We start from the raw sequence: 20,046 nt of genomic DNA on the forward strand, positions 1-20,046 counted from the left end.
CGTGGAGCTTCCGGACGGTGGACCAAACAGCCCCGCAGATGGTGAGCAAGAGTCCGGAAGGCAGCGGAGCGGTGTTAGTTTCAGGGCTGAGCATGACGTTTAACGAACCGGTGCAGTGGGGAACGGGCGACGTCATAGTACATGAAGCCTTGGATGGCCGTATAGCAAAACAAGTTCACGTGTCGGGCGGTAGGTTTACAACCGGCTATGGAACGTTGAATGGAAGCAGAGCGGATCTGTATCTGGACGGCGGACTGGAAGAGGGAACGTCGTACTACGTGGAAGTGACACCGGGAACGCTCACGGACCGCAGCGGCAACCCGTTCGCGGGTATCTTGGGGTCGAACGGGTGGAAATTTGGCAGCTTGCCTGTATCACTTAACAAAGGTTCGAAGAATAATGGGGGGACCGTTACCGGTGTATCAAATTCGGTTCCTTTGGTTAACTCGCAAAGTGGGATACTGGTTAATGCAAAAAAAACAACCACGCTGACTGAAGCAGGTGAGCGGACGACGTTAGATATTAATGAGGACGATCTGACCAAGGAGTTACGCAAAAATGGATCCCACACCTTAATGATAGATGCAGCCCAATTTGGGTCAAATATTATAGTTAATCTGCCTATGAACTCTTTCCGCATTTCAGAGGCATTCGGCAATCTGCGTATTGGATTTGGTTCTTCTGAGGCTCAATATTTCCTACCTGCAGAACTAATCCAGAAATGGGCGGAGACTTATAACGAAGAAACATTGTCCATCCAAATCACCAAATTGGATAATGAGACGAAATCATTGATTCAAGGCATGGTTGTTAATGAAAAAGCAGTGCAAGCCGAACCCGGACCAACTGAATTTTTGGTTCGTGCCGGTCAGCGGGAGATTTCCGATTTTTCAAATAAATATGTTGAGCGAAAACTCCTTTTGAGCGAAACGGTTTCCGCAAAAAATTCAACTGCGGTATGGATGAATCCTGAAACGAATCGTTTGCATTTTGTTCCTTCACTCTTTGAAAATGAGGACGGGTCTACGGAGGTTACTATAAAGACAGCTCACAACAGTATTTATACCGTAATCTCGGCAGATAAAAAATTCTCGGATATGAATGGCCATTGGGCATACGATGATGTGGAACTAATGGCAAATAAGCTTATTTTACAGGGCGTAACCCCTGAAAAATTCGATCCGAACAGACCCATAACCCGTAGCGAATTTGTCGCCTTAATCGCAAGAGGGTTGGGATTACAAGAAGACGCGGAGTCGGATCGGTTTTCAGATGTAACCGCCAACGATTGGCATGCCGGAAGTATTGGAGCGGCGATAGAAGCAGGATTGGTGCAGGGGAACGAGAATAACAAATTCCTTCCCAATGATCCTATAACCCGGGAGGAAATCGCTCTAATCGCTGAAAGAGCGCTGGAGTATGTTAAAGGAAACGGGGAAAGGGAAAGTTCCAATACTCCTAACTTGCCTGCATACAAAGATGAGGGTACGGTATCCCTTTGGGCGAAGAAGGCAATGAACCAAGCTATAAGTCAGGGGTTGATCCAAGGAAAATCCCAGGATACTCTTGACCCGAAGGAAACCGCTACTCGAGCAGAGGCAGCTTCAGTCATAAAGAGATTGTTGAGGTTGTTGAAATTTATAGACTAATATTCGGAACTAAAGCCGGAAAAGCTAAAGAGAGATAGAATTAGGCGAAGACATTGTTGAAAAGTTGATTCAGAGGAAAGACCTCCAGCCGCTGAACAAGCGGATCGGAGGTCTTTTGCCGTTCTAATAAGGTTTTCTTTAGTTATTTGTCAAAGGGTACCTGGCCCTTTCCATCCCCCAAGGCATATTTTTTCTGGCTTCGGGCCTCTATTTCGGACAAGTCCCCATTGAGTGTTTTGAGATTGGAAAAGAACAAGCCGGCGAAAGAGCTAAGTATCGGAATGATCCCTGCAACCAGAAACAACATTTGCACGCCATAGCGATCAGCTACCGCGCTGCCGACAAAGGCCCCTACAGGCTGCAGGCTTCCTCCGATCAGAAAGCGGATCGCATTGACGCGTCCCTGGAGATGACCGGGAACGAGTTTGCCATGCAACGAAGAACTCAGAGCGCCAAAGAATGGACCGGATACACCGACCGCGAACAGTGCGGCTAACGCAATCGTGTAGCTGTACACAAGTCCCAGAATCATGTTGAAGAAACCCATGGCGGCCAAACTTGAGATCATCACCGTTCTCCGTTGTTTGATCTCTCCTAATATTGAAATGAGTCCGAGCCCTGTTAACGTGCCCAAGGCCGTAGCGGCCGTCAGTGTCCCCATGGCCTCGGCATCCCGGTGCAACACTTCACTGACATAAGGAACCATCATCGTCCAGATGGCTACGGAGCACATATTGCTGATCGAGACCATCCCCATAATGGCCAGCATTGCCGGAAATTTCCTGTAGAAGATGAACCCCTCTCCGATTTCCCGGAGATAGGCCGCAATAGAAGGGCTGGACGAAGTTTTGCCGGGCCGAAAAGTTTTCGGCAGGAACAGCAACATGATAATGGCCGCTATATAACATAGGGCATTCACGCCCAACGCCGGAAGCGATCCCACGCCGGCAACCACGGCGCCGGCCATCGCCGGACCGATCAAGGTCACCGCGTTCCTGCAGCCATCGATGACCGCAAAAGCCCGGGTTAGCTTACGTGAGTCCGCGGCATCTGGCACGAGCGCCATCGCGGTCGGCAAATATAAGGCAGAACATGAACCGCTAAGTCCTGCGGCCAGGAACAAATGCCAAAGTTGGAGTTGACCGATCAGTCCGGCGATCAGCGGCAGAACAACGGCAGTTAGCCGTAAGGCGGCCAGAGCGGCCATAAGGCGGCTGCGAGGCCATCGGTCGGAGAGTGGAGAACCGAGAAGGCGGAGGATCAGTTCAGGGATTCCGGAGGATAACGCGAGTGCCCCCATGGCCAGTTTCGAGCCGGTGATCTCGTATACGAGCCATTCCATGGAGAGTAAGCCGAAGGCATCTCCAAAACCGCTCAGGGTGACGGTGGATAGCAGCCCATAATAAGCATGTTTTTGCCCTTTCACCAAAATCATCCCCTCTATGCCTCTGTATTCGTTTTTACAGGGGCATCATAGTTGAGATAGGCGCCGATTTGGAGGGGAAGAGAGTTCACGGCCTCGCTGCGCAGGCTGTATTCTACGGATTTGAACTCCATATTCTTGGGATAGTAGTGCACGATAACCAGACCCGCGGCCCGTAACGCGATTAAGTGGTAATGAATCGTACTTTTGGATAAAGCAATCTCGCGCACGATTTCTGTAAAAGTCATCTGCTTGCGTGACAATAAATGGAGAATGCGTAACCGGGTTTCATCCGATAATGCTCTGGTTAGCCTGAGGAGGCTTGGAGAAGGGTAACCGGGCGCCTCAGGAAAGAGATCGCAGGAATAATTAGTGAATATCATCGACTCAAAGAAGCTGGAGGTGACAAGCGGCCGGGAATGGTACTGAGGAATTAAGACGACTTGTTTAAGCTCCTCGTGCGGGTACAGGCGCATTCCCCCTGTTGCTTCTTCATATATGTCCATACTTTTTGTTTTGTTTAGCCGGGACTGCAGCGACAAAGCTTCCTGCTGAAGCCCTTCCAGAATCCGTGAATCAATCCGGCTGAAATAATTCAAATCCCATTCCCGCAAAATTTCGGAAGCTGAATTTCGTAGCTCTGTGAGATTGGAGGGGACCGTCTGTCCGCACGCCGCCGAGATGTCGAATAATTGGCCGGTGGAAAGACCTTCAAACCAATCCAAAAAGCCAGTTACTGTACGGGGGCCGGGACATCTCCAAATAAAAGGAGATAGACTGAAGTCATTCAAGAGTTTGACTGCATCCCGCATCTTGTGCAAACTTACGGGGGCAAACAGATCCTGAACCTCACGGACCCAGGTCTTTCCGGCTTCAATCGCACCATGGTTTTGTTTGTTAAAAAAAGTACTCAGACTTGTTACGCATTCATAAACCGGAGCAAAATCCACTTCGACTTTATATGACATGACAGGTACATGTTCCTTTCTTTTAGGGCTAAAATAAATGTTCTATAAATATAGAACTTAATTTAAGTTCTATATTATTATAACTAAGTCGAATTGGCAACAAAAAACCGTCCAAGCGCATTTGCGTTTGGACGGTTTAGTTTTGGAATATAGTTTTAAAGCGACTTCAAATACTCGACGATCGTCAGGAGGCCTTTATCGAAGTTTTCGAGATTGAAGTGCTCGTTCGGCGCGTGCAGATTCTCGTCCGGAAGGCCGAAGCCCATCATTACGGACGGGGCGGACAGGACGCGGGACAGCGTCTCGACGATCGGAATGGAGCCGCCGTCTTTCGTGAAAAGGGCGCGGGTTCCGTAGATGCGCTCGTAAGCGTCGGCCGCTTTTTGCAGCATCGGATCGGCCGGATCGATCGTAAAGGCGCGGGCCTTCTCGGTCGCCTTCACCTCGAGGGTTGCGCCCGGCTGCAGGTGGGCGTGCAAATGCGCTTCGATCTTATCGATCACATCCTGCGGATCCTGATCGCCGACCAAGCGGCAAGTGATTTTGGCGTGAGCCTCCTTCGGAAGCACCGTTTTCGTTCCTTCACCTTGGAAACCGCCGTACATCCCGTTGATTTCCAGGGTCGGGCGGGCGCCCGTCCGCTCCACAAACGAGTACCCTTCTTCCCCGTACAGGGAGCTCAGGCCCAGGTCCTTTTTCAATTTGTCTTCATCAAATTGCAGTTTGGCGAATTCTTCCCGCTCCATCGCGGTTAGTTCGGGAACGCCTTTGTAGAAGCCCTCCACGGCGACGCGGCCCTTCTCGTCATGCAGCGAATCCAGCAAGGACACGAGCGCGTGCAGGGCGTTCGGCACCCCGCCCCCGAACGTCCCCGAATGGAGGTCGGTATTGGCGGTGAACACGGATACCTCCAAGGCACAAAGCCCGCGGAGACCGACGCAGATCGCCGGTTTTCCCGGGGCCAGGAGCGCGGTGTCCGAGATCAGAATGACATCGGCCGCCAGCTTGTCCTGGTGCGATTCCAAGAAGCCGGGCAGGTTCGGGCTCGTCACTTCTTCCTCGCCTTCGATGCAGAATTTGAGATTGACGGGCAGTTCCTTCTCCTGCTTCAAGATCGCTTCAGCCGCCTTGATGTGCATGAAGACTTGCCCTTTGTCGTCCGTAGCGCCCCGCGCATACAGCTTTCCGTCGCGAATCGACGGTTCGAAGGGAGGCGTCTCCCATAAATGCAGGGGATCGACCGGTTGAACGTCATAATGCCCGTAAACGAGGACCGTCGGTTTACCGGGAGCGTGCAAATGCTCCGCGTAGACCACGGGGTGGCCGTCCGTCGGATGAATTTCGACGTTTTCCATGCCGGCGCGCCGCAGCGAGTCGGCGATCCATTCCGCCGCTTTCAGCACGTCGCCCTTATGCTCGGACAAGGCGGAAATGCTCGGAATGGCGAGCAATTCTCCGAGCTCTTTTAAATGTTCTTCCCTGTTTTGTTGAAAATAAGCTTGATATTCCATGAAGTCAGCTTCCTCCCGACCAGTGTATTCTTCCTTATTTTACACCTTTTCTTTCCATAACACGAATGCGAGTATAGCTTTTGCGGAGGGACATTAAAATAAACTTAAAAAAATCCGCCTTATTTTTAGGAATCCTTAAGGTATTCCGGGCATAATTCTGATAAAGTCATAAGAGATGCATTAGCAAGAGCAGCGTCAATAAATGAAGGGAGTCAATCGACGAATGGATGAAAAAGAGAAAAAAGAATGGGAAGTAAACCCGGAGCAGCCGGAAGAGGGCCGGGAACCGGCAGCGGAAGGACAAGCCTCCGTTCAGAATACAGAGGAGACTACGGGGGCGGAAACCGCTGAATCCCCTGAATCTCCAAAGGATGAAAAAGAAGTGATCCCCGAAGTAAATCTGGCACAATCGGAAACGATAGCGATGATGAGCGCGGTGAGCGGAGAGGGATCTGAGGAAGACGCACCTGCCTCAGGCGGAACAGCCGGAGCCGCGGGAAAATCCGGAAAGGTGTGGCCGATCATTTCCCTTGTGCTGGCGGCACTCCTAGTTGTTGTGCTGGTCAAGCCTCCATTCGTTCCGAATAAAGCCGAGGCCGTGGCAACCGTTAACGGCAAAGAGATTACCAAGGATCAGCTGTACGACGAGCTGTCGAAAGCCGGAGGCGGCGAAGCGGCGCTTGATGAGCTTATTATGAAGGAACTGGTTCGTCAGGAGGCCGCCAAGAAGAATATCACCGTTACGGCGGCCGATATCGACAAGGAAATCGAAACGTACAAGAAAAACTTTGGCTCGGAGGAGAATCTGAATCTGGCCTTGACTCAAAGCGGTATGACGATGGAGCTTTTGCGCGAGAATCTCGAAATGAACCAGCTGCTGACCAAAATACTTGAACCTGAGGTAAAAGTAACGGACGAGCAGGTTAAGCAGACGTTTGAAGAAAACAAAGCGAGCTTCGATACGCCGGAGCAGGTGCGCGCTTCCGTTATACTGGTCAAAACGGAGGCGGAAGCCAATGAGATCATTAAGGAACTGAAAGCGGGCAAAGATTTCGCGGAGCTGGCGAAGAGCAAGTCGTTGGATGAAGCGACGAAGGCGAACGGCGGAGACACCGACTTTTTCGCGCGCGGCGAACGGGAAGAAGCCGTTGAGAATGCGGCATTCAAGCTGGCCAAAGACGAAATCAGCGGTGCGGTGAAGACGAGCGAAGGTTATCAGGTCATTAAATTAACGGACCGGAAGGAAGCCCATTCCGCAACGCTGGAGGAGAAGAAGGAGGAAATCCGCAAGACGCTCGTATCGCAGCAGGTATCCCAATTGAGCGGATCGTGGCTGAATGAGGTTCGCAACAAAGCGAACATCAAGAACATGTTGACGGATGGTGCAGAGAATTCGGCTGCCGAAAGTAATAAGGCTACAAAATAAAATATTTGTCTAATAGAAGGGGGAGCTGAACGGCTTCTCCTTTTTTTGTTTTCATGGTTAGAACAGCAGGTGGTAGGACGTCTAACAATTTATTTATGACGAATGCCAAAAATGGGTTTACAAAGGAAACTGCTCACTCTATAATGAAGGAAATAACCACTTTTTATTTATAAAAAGAAGATAATATCCAATCAACCCCTGTGAGCTTGAACGGATATTTTTTTAAAACAAATCTGGAGAAAATATTCTCCCATACTTATTATTTCAGGAGAAATAAACCAGTATATCGGAGGTCTTATCTATGACACACCCCATAATTGAATCCTTTCAAGGCGGACTGATCGTTTCCTGCCAAGCGCTCGAAGGGGAACCGTTCTACGGGAGCGAATATATGGCCAGGTTTGCGATATCCGCCGAAATGGGCCATGCGGTGGGCATTCGGGCAAATACACCGTCCGATATCCGGGCGATCAAACGCGTGACGAAGTTGCCGGTGATCGGTTTGTGGAAAAGGGAATATGCCGGATATGACGTATATATAACGCCTACCTTGGAGGAAGTGGAGGGAGTTATAGCCGCGGGGGCCGACATCGTTGCCATGGATGCGACCTCGCGCGACCGTCCGGACGGAATGCCGCTCAAGACTGTGGTCGAGAAGGCCAAGCAGGCCTATCCCGAAGTGCTGCTCATGGCCGACGTATCGACGGTGGAGGAAGGCGTAGCGGCCGAGAAACTCGGTTTTGATCTCATTTCAACCACTTTATCCGGGTATACGCCGTACAGTCCGCAATCGAAGGAACCCGATTTTCAGTTGATCGCCAAACTTAGCCGCAGCGTCTCGCTTCCCGTGCTGGGAGAGGGGCGGATTCATAGCCCCGAACAAGCGGTCCGCTGTTTGCTGGAAGGAGCGTACTCCGTAGTGATCGGGGGGGCGATCACCAGACCCGATACGATCACCAGAAAATATACCGAAGCGATGGCACACTTTGTGCATGGCTAATCCCTTTTGGCTCAGGAGACCAATTTGGAGAGGGGTGATGGCGTCTTCATTTTTTACGGAATCATGTTTGGCATGTAATACCTGAACACCACTAAAGGAGGGTTATGTATGAAACACAAAAGAAAAATGTCGGCTATGCTGTCCTCATTATTACTATCTATCGTCGTTTTATCCGGTTGTTCCGGCTCGGGTTCGGAAGCGAATGGAAATCAGCCCGCCAAGGAAGGGCAGGAAGACAGCGGGAAGCAGGTTACGATTACGATTTGGGATAACTATGGAGCGACTACGCCGATCAAACCCTTGATTCCCAAATTTGAAGAAGAATTCCCTAACATCAAAGTGGATTTTCAGGAGCAGCCATGGGATAACTTCTGGGACAAAATGGCCGCGGCCGCATCCGGAGGGGAAACGCCGGATATCGCTACCACCGGCCTGATGTGGAATCCGAAATATACCGTCTTCGGACTGTTTGCCGATCTCAATGCGCTATCCGGCGGCAAGATCAACGGCGAGGATATTAATTCGGTGTACAGTGAAGGAATGATCAAGGCCGCAACGACCGATCAGGGCTTGTTCGGGATTCCTTACGACTTCGACTCCTACTCGCTATACTACCGGAGCGATTTGTTGGAAGAAGCAGGGGTAACGGCTCCGCCCGCGAACTGGGACGAACTTGTCGAAGTCGGCAAAAAGCTGACCAAAGACGTGGATGGAGACGGGAAAACGGACCAATATGCTTTCCTCGTCATGCCGGACTGGTACCACTATGAGCCATTCCTTTATGCAAACGGCGGCAAGGTGCTGAGCGACGACTTCAAACAGGCGGCATTCAACAGTCCGGAAGGCGTTGAAGCCCTGCAATTTTACGCCGATCTCGTCAACAAACATAAAATCGGGGTGAACTGGACGCCGGATCGCGGCAGCTATGTGGCCGGACTGAAGGACGGCACGATCGCCATGTTCCAGGACGGACCGTACGTCATGGGCTTGATCAAGAACAGCAACCCGGAACAGGAAGGTAAATGGAAAATTACTGATGCGATGAGCAACAAACAATACGGGACGCATATCGGCGGAACATATCTCAGTATCTTTGAAAAATCGAAGCACAAAGAAGAAGCCTGGAAATTCATCGAATTTCTGAGCCGTGAAGAAAATGCGATTCAAATCTACAAGACCTCCGGCGCGGCACCCGGATATTTGCCGGCCCTGGAATCGCCGGAAGTCAATTCTCCGGATCCTTTCTTCGGCAACGAAGTTCCGATGAACGTGTTTAAGGCAGCGGTTGAAAAAGGCACGCCTAACCCGGTCGTCAGTTCCTGGCAGGAAATCAGCCAGGCGATTTCCGATGCGGTCGCCAAAGCGGTTATGAATGAAGCGACGCCGCAGGAAGCGCTGGATGAAGCTGCGGAGCAAGTCAACGAGATTCTTGCGCAAGAGTAAGTGACGCACACGCATGCAATCGCGGAATGTTCGGGGCGGGTAGGACTCACATGCCCGCTCTTTATTGAAAGGATGAAGAAGATGAGTGGACACCTCACGGCCGGACAGGAGCCCAAGCTGCTCCCGCGGCGGCGCAATATCCTTAAAGAGATAAGAAAGAGCAAGGAAGCTTATGCGTTTGTGCTAATCCCCGTCATCCTGCTGATCCTGTTCAGCCTGATTCCGATGCTGTACGGTTTCCTGATGAGCTTTACGAACTGGAACGGGTTGCAGCCCGCCAAGTTCATCGGGATCGAAAACTACACCCGCATCATGCAGAGCCAAGAATTTCACAAAGCATTGCGTAATACGGTGAAATTTGCCGTTGTGAGCTTAGCGGGCGGGATGTTCGTTGCACTGATTCTCGCATTGGCGATCGATAAGCTATCCCGGCTCCAGAGCTTTTTCAAGGTGACCTATTTTATTCCGGTCATCACGCCGATGGTCGTCGTATCCCTGGTTTGGACGTTGATCTACAACGAGAAGGGATTGCTCAATTACTTGATCGGCAGTTTCGGCTTCGATGCGGTGGGATGGCTTACCGACAAAAAAATCGCCATGTACTCCATCATCGTTACCAGCATATGGCAGGGTATGGGATTTTCCATGATCGTGTTTTTGGCGGCGCTGCAGAAAATTCCGGAGCATTTGTATGAGGCGGCTAAAATCGACGGAGCGGGCGGTTTTAAATCCTTCCTTAACGTGACGCTTCCCGGATTAAAGGACACGTTGGCCTTCCTGCTGATTTACGGGGTAATCGGCTCCTTCAACGTATTTGACCAAATCTATGTTATGACCGGCGGAGGACCGGTCAAATCGACGGAAACGATCGTCTTCCAGATCTTCACCAACTTCAGATATTTGAAATTGGGGTACACTTCAGCCTTATCCTATATCTTTTTATTCATGCTGTTGATCATTTCCCTGATTCAGTTCAAGTTGATCTATAAGAAGGAAGAATGAGGTAACCGATATGGGAGAATTCCGAAAAAAGAAAATTCAGCTTTCGTTCATATACCTGCTTCTGTGCGCGGGACTAGTGCTGAATCTGGCTCCGCTCGCCTGGATGCTGTCGACGTCGTTCAAACCGGGCAGTGAAGTGTTCCGCTTTCCGCCCAAATGGATTCCCGATTCGCTGGACTTTGCCAATTACCGCAAAGTGTTTTCCCTGATTCCTTTTGAAAAATATTATATTAACAGCATTGCTGTCGCGCTCCTGATTACGGCCGTAACCGTGCTGCTGTGCACGATGGCGGGATATGCTTTCGCCAAATTGAAGTTTCCGGGCAGAAACCTCCTGTTTATGCTGTTTCTGGTTACGCTTATGATTCCGTTTCAAGCGACGATGATTCCGCTGTTCCGCATGGTGTCCAGCTTCGGCTGGATCGATACGTACCAGGGGCTGATTTTGCCGCAGATTTCCACCGCTTTCGGAATCTTTCTGATTCGCCAGTTCATGCTGTCCATGCCGGATGCGGTGCTGGAGGCGGCAACGATTGACGGAAGCACGCAGTTGCGGACGTTCTGGAAGATCGTTGTGCCGATGAACCGCGGGGCCATGGCGACCCTGGCTATATTCACGTTCAATACGGCCTGGAACAATCTGTTGTGGCCGCTTCTGGTAACGAACAGCGACAAGATGCGGACGCTTCCGGTAGGGATGGCGCTGTTCAAATCGTCCAGGGATATCGACTGGACAGCCATCATGGCGGGATCGGTCATGTCGCTGATTCCGATGATCGTTCTGTTCCTGCTTATGCAAAAACAGTTTATTCGCGGAATTACGGCGGGTGCGGTCAAAGAATAGGAGCTGTTCCCCGGTAAACTTTAGGTTAAGGCTGGTGTTATTCAATGACGACAAAAGTGATCTATTTGCCCTTGGATGAAAGGCCGTGCAACTATTTGTATCCGCAGCAGCTAGCGGCGATGACCGATTTGACGATGGTGGCTCCGCCGCCGGAATTGCTCGGCCGCAAAAAAGAGCGGGCCGACTTGGAAGGTGTCGGCGTTTGGTTAAAGGAACAATGCCGGGATGCCGATGTGCTGATCGTCTCCCTGGATATGCTGGTTCACGGAGGCATCGTTCCTTCCCGCCTGCATCATGAGACCGTGGAGTCTTGTCAGCGGCGGCTGGATTTGCTCCGGACATTGAAGTCGATGAATCCACGGCTTGCGATTTACGGGTTTAATCTCATAACCCGGGTGCCCGCCTATTCCAGCAGCGAAGAGGAGCCGGAATATTACGACGCGGTGGGAAGAGAGATTTACGAACTCGGCTGGTTGACGGACAAAAGCGGAAGCGTCGGCCTGACGGAAGAGGAACAGCTCCGTCTGAATGAGGTGCTGGCCGCGATTCCCGGCCAGGTGCTTGAGGATTACCGCACCCGCCGGAGCGTGAACTCGGCCGTGAACGGCATGGCTTTGGATCTAGTCGAAGCGGGCGTGGTTGACTATCTGGTCATTCCGCTCGATGATAATTCGCAATACGGCTTCAGCGCGATGGAGCAGAGAGCGTTGACCGTCCGAGCCGAATTGGCCGGGCTGAGTGATCGAGTAGCGATATATCCTGGAGCGGACGAGATCGGCTGCACGTTGTTTGCCCGTGTATTTTGCGCGGCCAAAGGATTTACTCCGGCCTTGTTTGTAAGATATTCATCCACGAAAGGGCCGCTTTGCATTCCAAAATACGAGGATCGGAGCCTGAATGAAAGCATCAAGGCGCATTTGACCTCGGCGGGGGCGGTGATAGCCGACACTTCGGCAGAAGCGGACGCCATACTGATGGTGCATTCCCCGGCCGTCGGGCAGAGCGAGATGGCTGAGACGGGGACTGCCCTGCCCGACAGGCATCGATCCTATTTCTCGGAAATCAATACGAGGGAATTCGTGCAGGCCATGAAGTATTACCTGGATGCCGGGGGGCTGGTGATGCTTGCCGATGTGGCTTTATGCAACGGCGCTGATCACCTGTTGATGAAGCTGATTCATCAGCGCGGCCTACTGGGACGGTTGGAGGGTTACGCCGCCTGGAATACTTCGGGAAATTCCCTGGGGACCGTTATCGCCCACGCGGTAATCGAATCCTATTACCGGAGACTGCCCGCCGAAAGCGAGGATGAGCGCCGTCTAGGCAGCAGACGTTTTTATATTTCCCGGTTGATCGAGGATTGGGGATACCAGGCGTTGGTTCGGCAAAAAGTATGCGAGGAATCCTTGCCGGGTCTTGGAGCCAGCTATTTTGCGCTTTCCCATGCAATAGAGGAAGTATGCGCCCGAATCGAGGCAGAGCTGAACCGTTTCGCGGAAGAGTATCTGTCCGGGCAGGTTGCGGATCGCCTGAAGGTTCAATCCGTGTCTCTGCCGTGGAGACGGATGTTTGAGGTAGCCTTTGCTATCGAAACGGGAGGTGTCCACTAATGGGCATGAGAAACGAAATCGCGATTGGCATTGATCTCGGAGGAACGAATATCAAGGCTGGCCTGGTCAACGGCGATGGATCCATTATCCATCGCCTTAGCTTGCCTACGGAGGCTCAAAAAGGTCCCGAGGCGTTGATGGACCGCCTGACCGAAATCATCTCGGCGTTGCAGGCCTATGCCGGAGGCCTGGCCTTGAAAATCCGCGGCGTCGGCATCGGCTCCGCGGGGCAGATCAACAGTGAGAAGGACGTCGTCATGGGAGCGACGGCCAATTTGCCGGGATGGGCCGGCATGAGACTGTCACAACTGCTGCAGTCCAGGTCCGGGTTACCCGTCGCCATCGATAACGACGCGAATGCGATGGCCTTCGGCGAAGCCTGGGTAGGCGCCGGACGGAATTGGCGCGATTTTGTTTGCGTCACCCTGGGGACCGGCGTCGGGGGTTGTCTGATTCTCGGCCGCCGTCCCTATCGCGGCAGGGATGGTTTCGCAGGCGAGTTCGGCCATCATGTCATCGAAGCCAGCGGGATTTCATGCAACTGCGGCAGAATCGGCTGCTGGGAACAGTATGCATCCGTAACGGCATTGATTCGCATGGTCCGTGAAAGAGGGACCCCCGGTCTGCTCGCCACGCCGAAGGACGTATTTAACAGCGCCAGGGAAGGATATGGACCGGCGCTTGACCTCGTGGACGACTACGCACGCTACGTAGCCATTGGTCTGGCCAATTTGATCCATACCTTTAATCCGCAGGGGATCGTAATCGGCGGCGCGGTGACGGAACAAGGGGACTTTCTCTTTAGCCGGATTAGGCAGATGGTTGCAAGAGGTCTGCTCCCTGTTTATGGGGAAGCCGCCGAACCCATCCCGATTGTTCCCGCGGAACTGGGCAACGACGGCGGAGTCGTCGGGGCTGTTGCGGAGTATTTTATCTGACAGTATTACGAACCATAGGAGGCCGCCGGGTGCTTGTACAAATGCGATTGCCATTTTCCGGAGATGATGTAGACTTATATGTAAGACATCACATGTACTGGAACATCGGGCTACGACTGTTAAAGTAAGTTAAGATGCCTGAAAGGGGAATTTTTTTGTCAAGCGAACAAGGAATGGGTAAGACGCTGCTTTCAATCCGCAGCCATTTGAACGGATTGACCAAAACCGAACAAAAGGTGGCCCATTTTATCCTGGATCATGCCCAGGATGTGATTTACCACTCGGTCACGGAATTGGCGGAAAGAGCGGATGTGGGGGAAACCACGGTGCTGCGGTTTTGCCGGAAATTGAAATTTCAAGGGTTTCAGGATTTCAAGCTCTCGCTCGCCCAGGATTTGGTTAAGCCTTCCGACCGTTTATATAATGAAGTTACTGAAGAAGACGATGCGTCGACCTTGAACCGCAAGGTGATCTCCATGCATATCGGGGCTCTTGAGCAAACCTCGGAACTGGTCAATTCGGAACAGCTGGAGCAAGCGATCGCTTTGCTGCATCAGGCGGATAACATTAATTTTTTCGGCGTGGGATCTTCGGGATTGACGGCGCTTCAAGCCGCCCACAGTTTTTCCCGGATCGGCAAGCGCAGCCAGGCCAAGACGGATACGCATTTTCAGGCGATGGCCGCATCGCTTATGCGTCCCGGTGACGTGGCGGTCGGGATCTCGATCTCCGGAAGCACGAAAGATACGATCGAAACCTTGAGTCTGGCTAAAAGGGCCGGGGCCAAAATCATAGTGATTACGAGCAATGCGAGATCTCCAATCACCAAGCTGGCCGATATTGTGCTGCTGATGGTCGCGAGGGAGAATCCGCTCCAGGGAAGTTCATTCTCGGCTAAAATATCCCAGCTGGTCATCGTCGATATTTTAAATGTCGGCGTCACCCTCAAGATTAAGGAAGAGGCGCTGAAATTCAGGGAAGTGACAGCCAAGGCCATTTCGGACAAGCTGTATTAAGAATAAATATGCGTAGCACGAGACCGGGGCGTATGCCGCGGTCTTTTCAATGTACGCCCAGCAAGGGCGTCATCTCTAGGGGGAGCGTCCCGAACGGGTGCTGGCGAGCGCCCACCTCCACCTCCTCGATTTTTCCTAAAAGTTCGAAGTGGTGTGCTTGAAGGGTCAATGCTATCATTTGAGGAGAAACGAACGTGGGTTCAAAGGGGGCATAACCATGAAATCGTTATGGAAAGTGATCGTTGTTGACGATGAGCTCCTGGTCAGGCAGGGAATCAAGCATCTTTTGAACTGGGAGCGGGAGGGCTACCGGATCGCAGGCGAAGCGTCCAACGGAATGGAAGCGCTTGATTTGGTCCGGGAGCTTAAGCCTCACCTCATTCTGACGGACATCGTCATGCCGGTCATGGGCGGCGAGGAGTTTGTCAGAATCGTGAAAGAGCGGTATCCGGAGATCGAGATCATCGTGCTCAGCAGCTTTAGCGAGTTTGATTATGTCCGTTCCACCTTTCAAAGCGGCGTGGCCGATTATATCCTCAAACCGAAACTGGAAGCGGACTATCTTCTGTCGGTACTGAACCGGACGACGGCCAAGATGGCGGCTTTGCATGCGGCGGGACCGGAGGAGCGCAGCGCCGATCGGTCGCTGGAGCTGGCGGTCGAGAAATTGTTGACCGGTTACGAGGCGGATATCGATCCGGAGCTGGTTCGGGCCAAATTTCCGTCGCCACGGTTTCTGCTTTTTGGCGCCGAGATGAAGAAAGCTAAAGATACGGAAGCCAAGAAACGGTTTGCCGCGGAACTGGAAAAAAAGATGGATCGGCTCGATATAGGGAGAACCGTCCATTTGCGGCTCAAACAGGTTGCGGATGGAGCGCTGTTCCTCCTGAATTTTGATCCGAAATATGAAGGTGAACTGCTGCTGGCCCTACGGCGCATCGCGCAGGATCTCGTGACGGAACGGGGACGGGGTATTCACTTCCTGATCGGTCATGGCTTTGCCGATTTTTATCAGCTCGGTAAAGTTTACCGGGAGCACTACACGAAACTGGCCCGGTATTGCTTTTATTTGCCGGACCGTCTCATTTTAGAACATAGCCATCTTCCGAACCGTCCGGACCCGTCCCCGGGATTTGATCTAGGGGAATTGACGGAGCTGTTGAAACGCAAACAGTTCGCCAAGGCGTTCGCCGACTTTCAGGCGAATATGTCCCGACGGGCGAAGGACTATACCGCCGATATATTTGAATTCAAGTCGCTCCTCGGGAATTTTATCTTTAATGTAACGACAACGCTGGGAAAAATGAAATTCGAGATCGGCCCCCTGGAAAAAACCAAATATGATTTTTTTCGGGCGATCGATGAGGCGGCTTACGCATCCGAAGCGATTTACGTAGTCGATCGTTTCTTGGCGGAGGCGGGGGCGATCGTGGAGGGGCCGCAGCAGCAGGTGAACCCGAATATGGCCAATCTGCTGGAATACATTCACGAACACTACGCCGAACCGATCACTTTGGCGGAAGTCGCCAGGAAATTTCATTTTAACGCTTCCTATTTATCCAGTTACTTCGCGTCGCATAACCGGGAAGGTTTCAATGAATATCTGAACCGCATCCGCCTGGAGAAAGCCAAAGAGCGATTGTTGACGACGGATGACGCTATTTCCGACATCAGCGAGAGCGTCGGCTATTCGGACCAAAGCTATTTCACGAAAGTATTTAAAAAGATGACGGGGGTTTCGCCCAGCCGGTACCGCCGTCAGCATGCGGCGGAGATGCGAAAGCTATGAAGAACCGCTGGATGCATAAACTCCAAAAGCAGGGGATGTTCCCCAAGCTTTTTCTGGTGACGCTTGTCAGCATCGTAACGGTATCGCTTCTCACCTTGGCGATTACGATCAACATGTCGGAAAGGCTGTTTATCCGAACGTTCAGCATTACGAACGGGAAGCTGCTGAATCAGATGAAATCCAATCTGGAGGCCTACCATAATGCCGTCGCGACCAGCGCCACGATGATGGCGCAAAATGCGGCGATTCGCAGTTATTTGTCCGGCGGGGAATCGGACGCCGTCGCTTTGGCCATGAAGACGTACAACATGACGCAGGGGATGAAAGCGATACGTTCCAACTTCAGCGCCTATGATGTCGGCATCATGATCGTAGGAGTCAACGGACGAAGCCACACCACGAATCCCTGGTACTGGCCCGTTACCGCCGAGGATCTGAAAGAGCATTCCATCACAACTAAAACAAAGGAGCATCCCAAACAAATCATATATCAGTTATATAAGGATGAGACGGGAAAAGGTCTTAAAGGCGACCCGGTCCTTGTGGCGTCCAAGGCGCTGTACGAACCGTCGAACGGCTACATTTACGGTGTGATGTACGTCGCGATCCACGATCGGAGCTTCCAGCCTTTTTACGCCAATTTCACGAGTGAGGGCAATGACGTCGTTCTGTTAAATGAAGAAGGGGAGATCGTATCAAGCAGCCGGGGGGACCTGATCGGTCTGAAGGATCGGGGGCTGCTGGACAAAGCGTCAGAGCAGGAAGCGGCCGCCGGGACCGAATACGGAGAGACGGCCTTGGTCAACGGGAATGAAGTGATCGTGCTGTCGGAATATCTGCCGGAATTCCGCTTTTATCTGGTGAATCTGATCGACAAGCAGGCGGCGATCGGGCAGATGGTGAACGCCAAAGCCGTGCTGTTGACGACCCTGGTGATCGTCGCTATTTCCCTGGTGGTCGTCTTTCTCATCACCCGGAAGATGACCCGGTCGCTGCGTATGCTCGTGGAAGAAATGTCGGGCGTACCGACGCGGGGCTTCGACCGGCATATCGACGTGACCGCCAGCAGCTATGAGGTCAGAGAGCTCGGGAACGCGTTTAATTTTATGCTCGATGAACTGAACGCCTATGTCGGCCGGCTGGTGGAAACCCAAAGACAGCAAAGAAACGCGGAGCTGGCGGCGCTGCAGATGCAGATTAACCCGCATTTTCTTTACAACACGCTGGCTTCGGTCAAATTTTTGGTACAGCAAGGCAACAAGGAAAAAGCGGCCGAGACGATCAATGCGTTAATCTCGCTGCTGCAAAATACGATCAGCAATGTCGACTCGACCATCCCGGTCCGGCAGGAGCTCGACACGCTGAAGCATTATGTGTTCATCAACCATGTGCGTTACGGAGAAAAAATTCGGGTTCATTACTATGTGGAGCCGGAGTGCCTTGATGTTCAGATGCCCAAGCTGGTGATTCAGCCGTTCATCGAAAATTCATTCTTCCACGCATTTAATCAAAAAGGAGAGGGCAGCATCATTATCATGATCGCCGCGAAGGAGGACCGTCTGGTTTGCGAGGTGGCCGATAACGGGGACGGGATGGATCTGGAGCGTCAGGACGCGGACGCGGCGGACGAGCCGCTGCCCGCGCCCAAGCGAAAGCGGCAGCTCTTTTCCGGCATCGGTATCCGGAATGTGGACGAACGCATTAAATATCTTTACGGAGAAGACTACGGTGTAGATATAGTCAGCAAGCCGGGGGAGGGAACCACGGTCACTATCGCGCTGCCGTTCATTAAAAGCTAAATAAATTACAAAAATACAAAGATAGTGCCATTGGAGGCTGCCGCCACAAAGCCAAAACCCAAGAAAAGCACAAAAGCTCACAAAGATAGTGCAAAAGACAGCGAATACAAAAGTGATAAGATGGAAGCGTGAAAGGAAGCGCTTCCATTTTGTTTTTATTCACGAACTTGAAGGGGGTTTACGCATTGAAAAAGTTACTCTCCATTCTGCTGGCCAGTGCCGTTGTATTGTCCGCCTGCTCCACGGGAGCCAAAGATTCGGGCTCGGGAGGCGAAGGCGCCGCCGCGAACACCAAGGAAATCACCGTATGGGCCTGGGACCCGGCATTTAATATCGCCGCGATGAACGTAGCCAAAGAAACCTACGCGAACATCAATCCTGACGTAAAAATCAACATCGTAGAGAACGCTCAGGCGGATATCGTCCAAAAGCTCAACACGGGCCTCAATTCCGGATCGACCAAAGGGCTTCCCAACATTGTGCTGATTGAGGATTATCGGGCGCAAAGCTTCTTGCAAGCGTATCCCGACGCTTTCCATGACCTGACGGATGTCGTGAAGGCCGCGGATTTCGCGGATTATAAAATCGGACCGACCAGTGTCGACGGCAAACAATACGGCGTTCCGTTCGACTCCGGGGTCACCGGGATGTACGTGCGGACGGATTATCTGGAGCAAGCCGGATACAAGCTGGAGGACCTGAAGGATATCGATTGGAAGAAGTATATTGAAATCGGCAAAGCCGTGAAGGAGAAGACCGGCAAAAGCATGATCACGCTCGATCCGAACGACCTGGGGCTAATCCGCATGATGATTCAGTCCGCGGGTTCCTGGTATACGGCCGAGGACGGACAGAAACCGACGATCGCGGATAACGCGGCGCTGAAGGAAGCCTTTGCTCTGTATAAAGAAATGATGGACGCCGGTATTGTAAAAGTGAACTCCGACTGGAGCCAGTTTGTAGGTTTTATAAACAGCGGCGAGGTTGCGACGGTTCCGACGGGGAACTGGATCACGCCGTCCATCAAAGCCGAAGCTTCCCAATCCGGCAAATGGGCGGTCGCTCCGATTCCGAAGCTTGGCGAGACGCAGGGTTCCGTACATGCGTCCAACCTGGGCGGCAGTTCCTGGTACGTGCTGAATATGGACGGTAAAGAGGCGGCGGCCGAATTCCTGGCGAAGACCTTCGCCTCCAATGTGGAAATGTATCAAACGCTGAACTCGAAAATCGGGGTCATCGGTACGCTGAAAGCGGCGGCAAGCGGCGAAGCCTACGCGGCCGCGGACGAATTTTTCCAGGGGCAAAAAGTGGTTTCCGATTTTGCGGCATGGACCGAGCAAATTCCGAATGTCAATTACGGGATGAACACGTACGCGATTGAAGATATCCTGGTCGTGGCCATGCAGAACTACCTGGGCGGCAAGGACTTGGATACGGTACTGAAGGATGCTCAAGCCCAGGCGGATACCCAGATCCAATAACAACCTGTTTCAAAAAACTCCCAGCCGCCCTTCTCCGAATAAAGCCGAGGCTTCTTGGAAAAGGGCGGGGGAACATCCTCCGGGGAAACGAAGGAAAAGGTTAAACATAGAAGGGTGTGGAGCGATGTGAAAACGGTCGGTACCGAA

15 protein-coding genes are annotated in these 20,046 nt (G+C 52.2%); 12 read left to right on the top strand and 3 right to left on the bottom strand.

All coding sequences use genetic code 11. The annotated features are described in order from the left end of the window. Nucleotides 1-1,649: S-layer homology domain-containing protein (locus LBW89_RS22480; RefSeq protein WP_225040450.1), on the top strand; the 1,649-nt coding region annotated here is incomplete at its 5' end. 142 nt (nt 1,650-1,791) lie between these two features. Here LBW89_RS22480 and LBW89_RS22485 read toward each other — a convergent pair. The 3 genes from LBW89_RS22485 to LBW89_RS22495 all read right to left on the bottom strand — a co-directional run bounded on the left by LBW89_RS22485 (nt 1,792) and on the right by LBW89_RS22495 (nt 5,551). Then, complete coding sequence (locus LBW89_RS22485; RefSeq protein ID WP_170287180.1) at nt 1,792-3,075, bottom strand: MFS transporter; 1,284 nt, start codon at nt 3,073-3,075, stop codon at nt 1,792-1,794. 14 nt (nt 3,076-3,089) lie between these two features. Further along, nucleotides 3,090-4,040 (bottom strand): ArsR/SmtB family transcription factor, encoded by a 951-nt coding sequence (locus tag LBW89_RS22490; protein WP_148457173.1) that lies wholly within the window; start codon nt 4,038-4,040, stop codon nt 3,090-3,092. Between the two features lie 155 nt (nt 4,041-4,195). Next, nucleotides 4,196-5,551 (bottom strand): dipeptidase, encoded by a 1,356-nt coding sequence (locus tag LBW89_RS22495; protein ID WP_148457175.1) that lies wholly within the window; start codon nt 5,549-5,551, stop codon nt 4,196-4,198. A gap of 223 nt (nt 5,552-5,774) precedes the next feature. On the opposite strand from LBW89_RS22495, the gene LBW89_RS22500 reads away from it, so the two are divergent. From LBW89_RS22500 to LBW89_RS22550, 11 genes are all read left to right on the top strand, one after another. Continuing rightward, nucleotides 5,775-6,977 (top strand): peptidylprolyl isomerase, encoded by a 1,203-nt coding sequence (locus LBW89_RS22500; protein ID WP_225040451.1) that lies wholly within the window; start codon nt 5,775-5,777, stop codon nt 6,975-6,977. 301 nt (nt 6,978-7,278) lie between these two features. Next, entirely contained in the window at nt 7,279-7,977 is a 699-nt protein-coding gene (locus tag LBW89_RS22505) for an N-acetylmannosamine-6-phosphate 2-epimerase (protein ID WP_148457179.1), read from the top strand. A 108-nt stretch (nt 7,978-8,085) separates the two neighbouring features. Then, nucleotides 8,086-9,420 carry an ABC transporter substrate-binding protein gene (locus LBW89_RS22510; protein WP_148457181.1) on the top strand — a complete coding sequence of 445 codons (1,335 nt, stop codon included), beginning with the start codon at nt 8,086-8,088 and terminating at the stop codon, nt 9,418-9,420. Between the two features lie 81 nt (nt 9,421-9,501). Further along, nucleotides 9,502-10,422: a carbohydrate ABC transporter permease gene (locus LBW89_RS22515; protein WP_170287181.1), complete on the top strand. Its 921-nt coding sequence runs from the start codon at nt 9,502-9,504 to the stop codon at nt 10,420-10,422. Between the two features lie 10 nt (nt 10,423-10,432). Then, nucleotides 10,433-11,266, top strand: coding sequence for a carbohydrate ABC transporter permease (locus tag LBW89_RS22520; protein ID WP_148457185.1), 834 nt, complete (start codon nt 10,433-10,435; stop codon nt 11,264-11,266). Nucleotides 11,267-11,310: 44 nt separating this feature from the next. After that, complete coding sequence (locus tag LBW89_RS22525; protein ID WP_225040452.1) at nt 11,311-12,876, top strand: DUF4127 family protein; 1,566 nt, start codon at nt 11,311-11,313, stop codon at nt 12,874-12,876. Then, complete coding sequence (locus LBW89_RS22530) at nt 12,876-13,814, top strand: ROK family protein (protein WP_225040453.1); 939 nt, start codon at nt 12,876-12,878, stop codon at nt 13,812-13,814. The genes LBW89_RS22525 and LBW89_RS22530 overlap by 1 nt, the downstream gene beginning before the upstream one ends. Before the next feature lie 155 nt (nt 13,815-13,969). Further along, complete coding sequence (locus LBW89_RS22535; RefSeq protein WP_318249441.1) at nt 13,970-14,830, top strand: MurR/RpiR family transcriptional regulator; 861 nt, start codon at nt 13,970-13,972, stop codon at nt 14,828-14,830. Between the two features lie 217 nt (nt 14,831-15,047). Then, nucleotides 15,048-16,619 carry a response regulator transcription factor gene (locus LBW89_RS22540; RefSeq protein ID WP_225040454.1) on the top strand — a complete coding sequence of 524 codons (1,572 nt, stop codon included), beginning with the start codon at nt 15,048-15,050 and terminating at the stop codon, nt 16,617-16,619. Beyond that, a complete protein-coding gene (locus LBW89_RS22545; protein WP_225040455.1) occupies nt 16,616-18,418 on the top strand; it encodes a sensor histidine kinase in 1,803 nt (600 codons plus the stop codon). The genes LBW89_RS22540 and LBW89_RS22545 overlap by 4 nt, the downstream gene beginning before the upstream one ends. A 185-nt stretch (nt 18,419-18,603) precedes the next feature. Then, nucleotides 18,604-19,899 carry an ABC transporter substrate-binding protein gene (locus LBW89_RS22550; RefSeq protein WP_148457195.1) on the top strand — a complete coding sequence of 432 codons (1,296 nt, stop codon included), beginning with the start codon at nt 18,604-18,606 and terminating at the stop codon, nt 19,897-19,899. The last annotated feature ends 147 nt before the right edge of the window (nt 19,900-20,046 follow it).

The organism is Paenibacillus sp. alder61 (assembly GCF_020179875.1).
GTDB classification, from domain to species: Bacteria; Bacillota; Bacilli; order Paenibacillales; family Paenibacillaceae; genus Fontibacillus; species Fontibacillus faecis.

Excerpts from the sequence above, each read along its gene's own strand:
- LBW89_RS22545 (WP_225040455.1), top strand. The coding sequence starts at position 16,616 with ATGAAGAACCGCTGGATGCATAAACTCCAAAAGCAGGGGATGTTCCCC.
- LBW89_RS22500 (WP_225040451.1), top strand. The coding sequence starts at position 5,775 with ATGGATGAAAAAGAGAAAAAAGAATGGGAAGTAAACCCGGAGCAGCCG.
- LBW89_RS22520 (WP_148457185.1), top strand. The coding sequence starts at position 10,433 with ATGGGAGAATTCCGAAAAAAGAAAATTCAGCTTTCGTTCATATACCTG.
- LBW89_RS22510 (WP_148457181.1), top strand. The coding sequence starts at position 8,086 with ATGAAACACAAAAGAAAAATGTCGGCTATGCTGTCCTCATTATTACTA.
- LBW89_RS22495 (WP_148457175.1), bottom strand. The coding sequence starts at position 5,551 with ATGGAATATCAAGCTTATTTTCAACAAAACAGGGAAGAACATTTAAAA.
- LBW89_RS22530 (WP_225040453.1), top strand. The coding sequence starts at position 12,876 with ATGGGCATGAGAAACGAAATCGCGATTGGCATTGATCTCGGAGGAACG.
- LBW89_RS22540 (WP_225040454.1), top strand. The coding sequence starts at position 15,048 with ATGAAATCGTTATGGAAAGTGATCGTTGTTGACGATGAGCTCCTGGTC.
- LBW89_RS22515 (WP_170287181.1), top strand. The coding sequence starts at position 9,502 with ATGAGTGGACACCTCACGGCCGGACAGGAGCCCAAGCTGCTCCCGCGG.
- LBW89_RS22525 (WP_225040452.1), top strand. The coding sequence starts at position 11,311 with ATGACGACAAAAGTGATCTATTTGCCCTTGGATGAAAGGCCGTGCAAC.
- LBW89_RS22490 (WP_148457173.1), bottom strand. The coding sequence starts at position 4,040 with ATGTCATATAAAGTCGAAGTGGATTTTGCTCCGGTTTATGAATGCGTA.
- LBW89_RS22505 (WP_148457179.1), top strand. The coding sequence starts at position 7,279 with ATGACACACCCCATAATTGAATCCTTTCAAGGCGGACTGATCGTTTCC.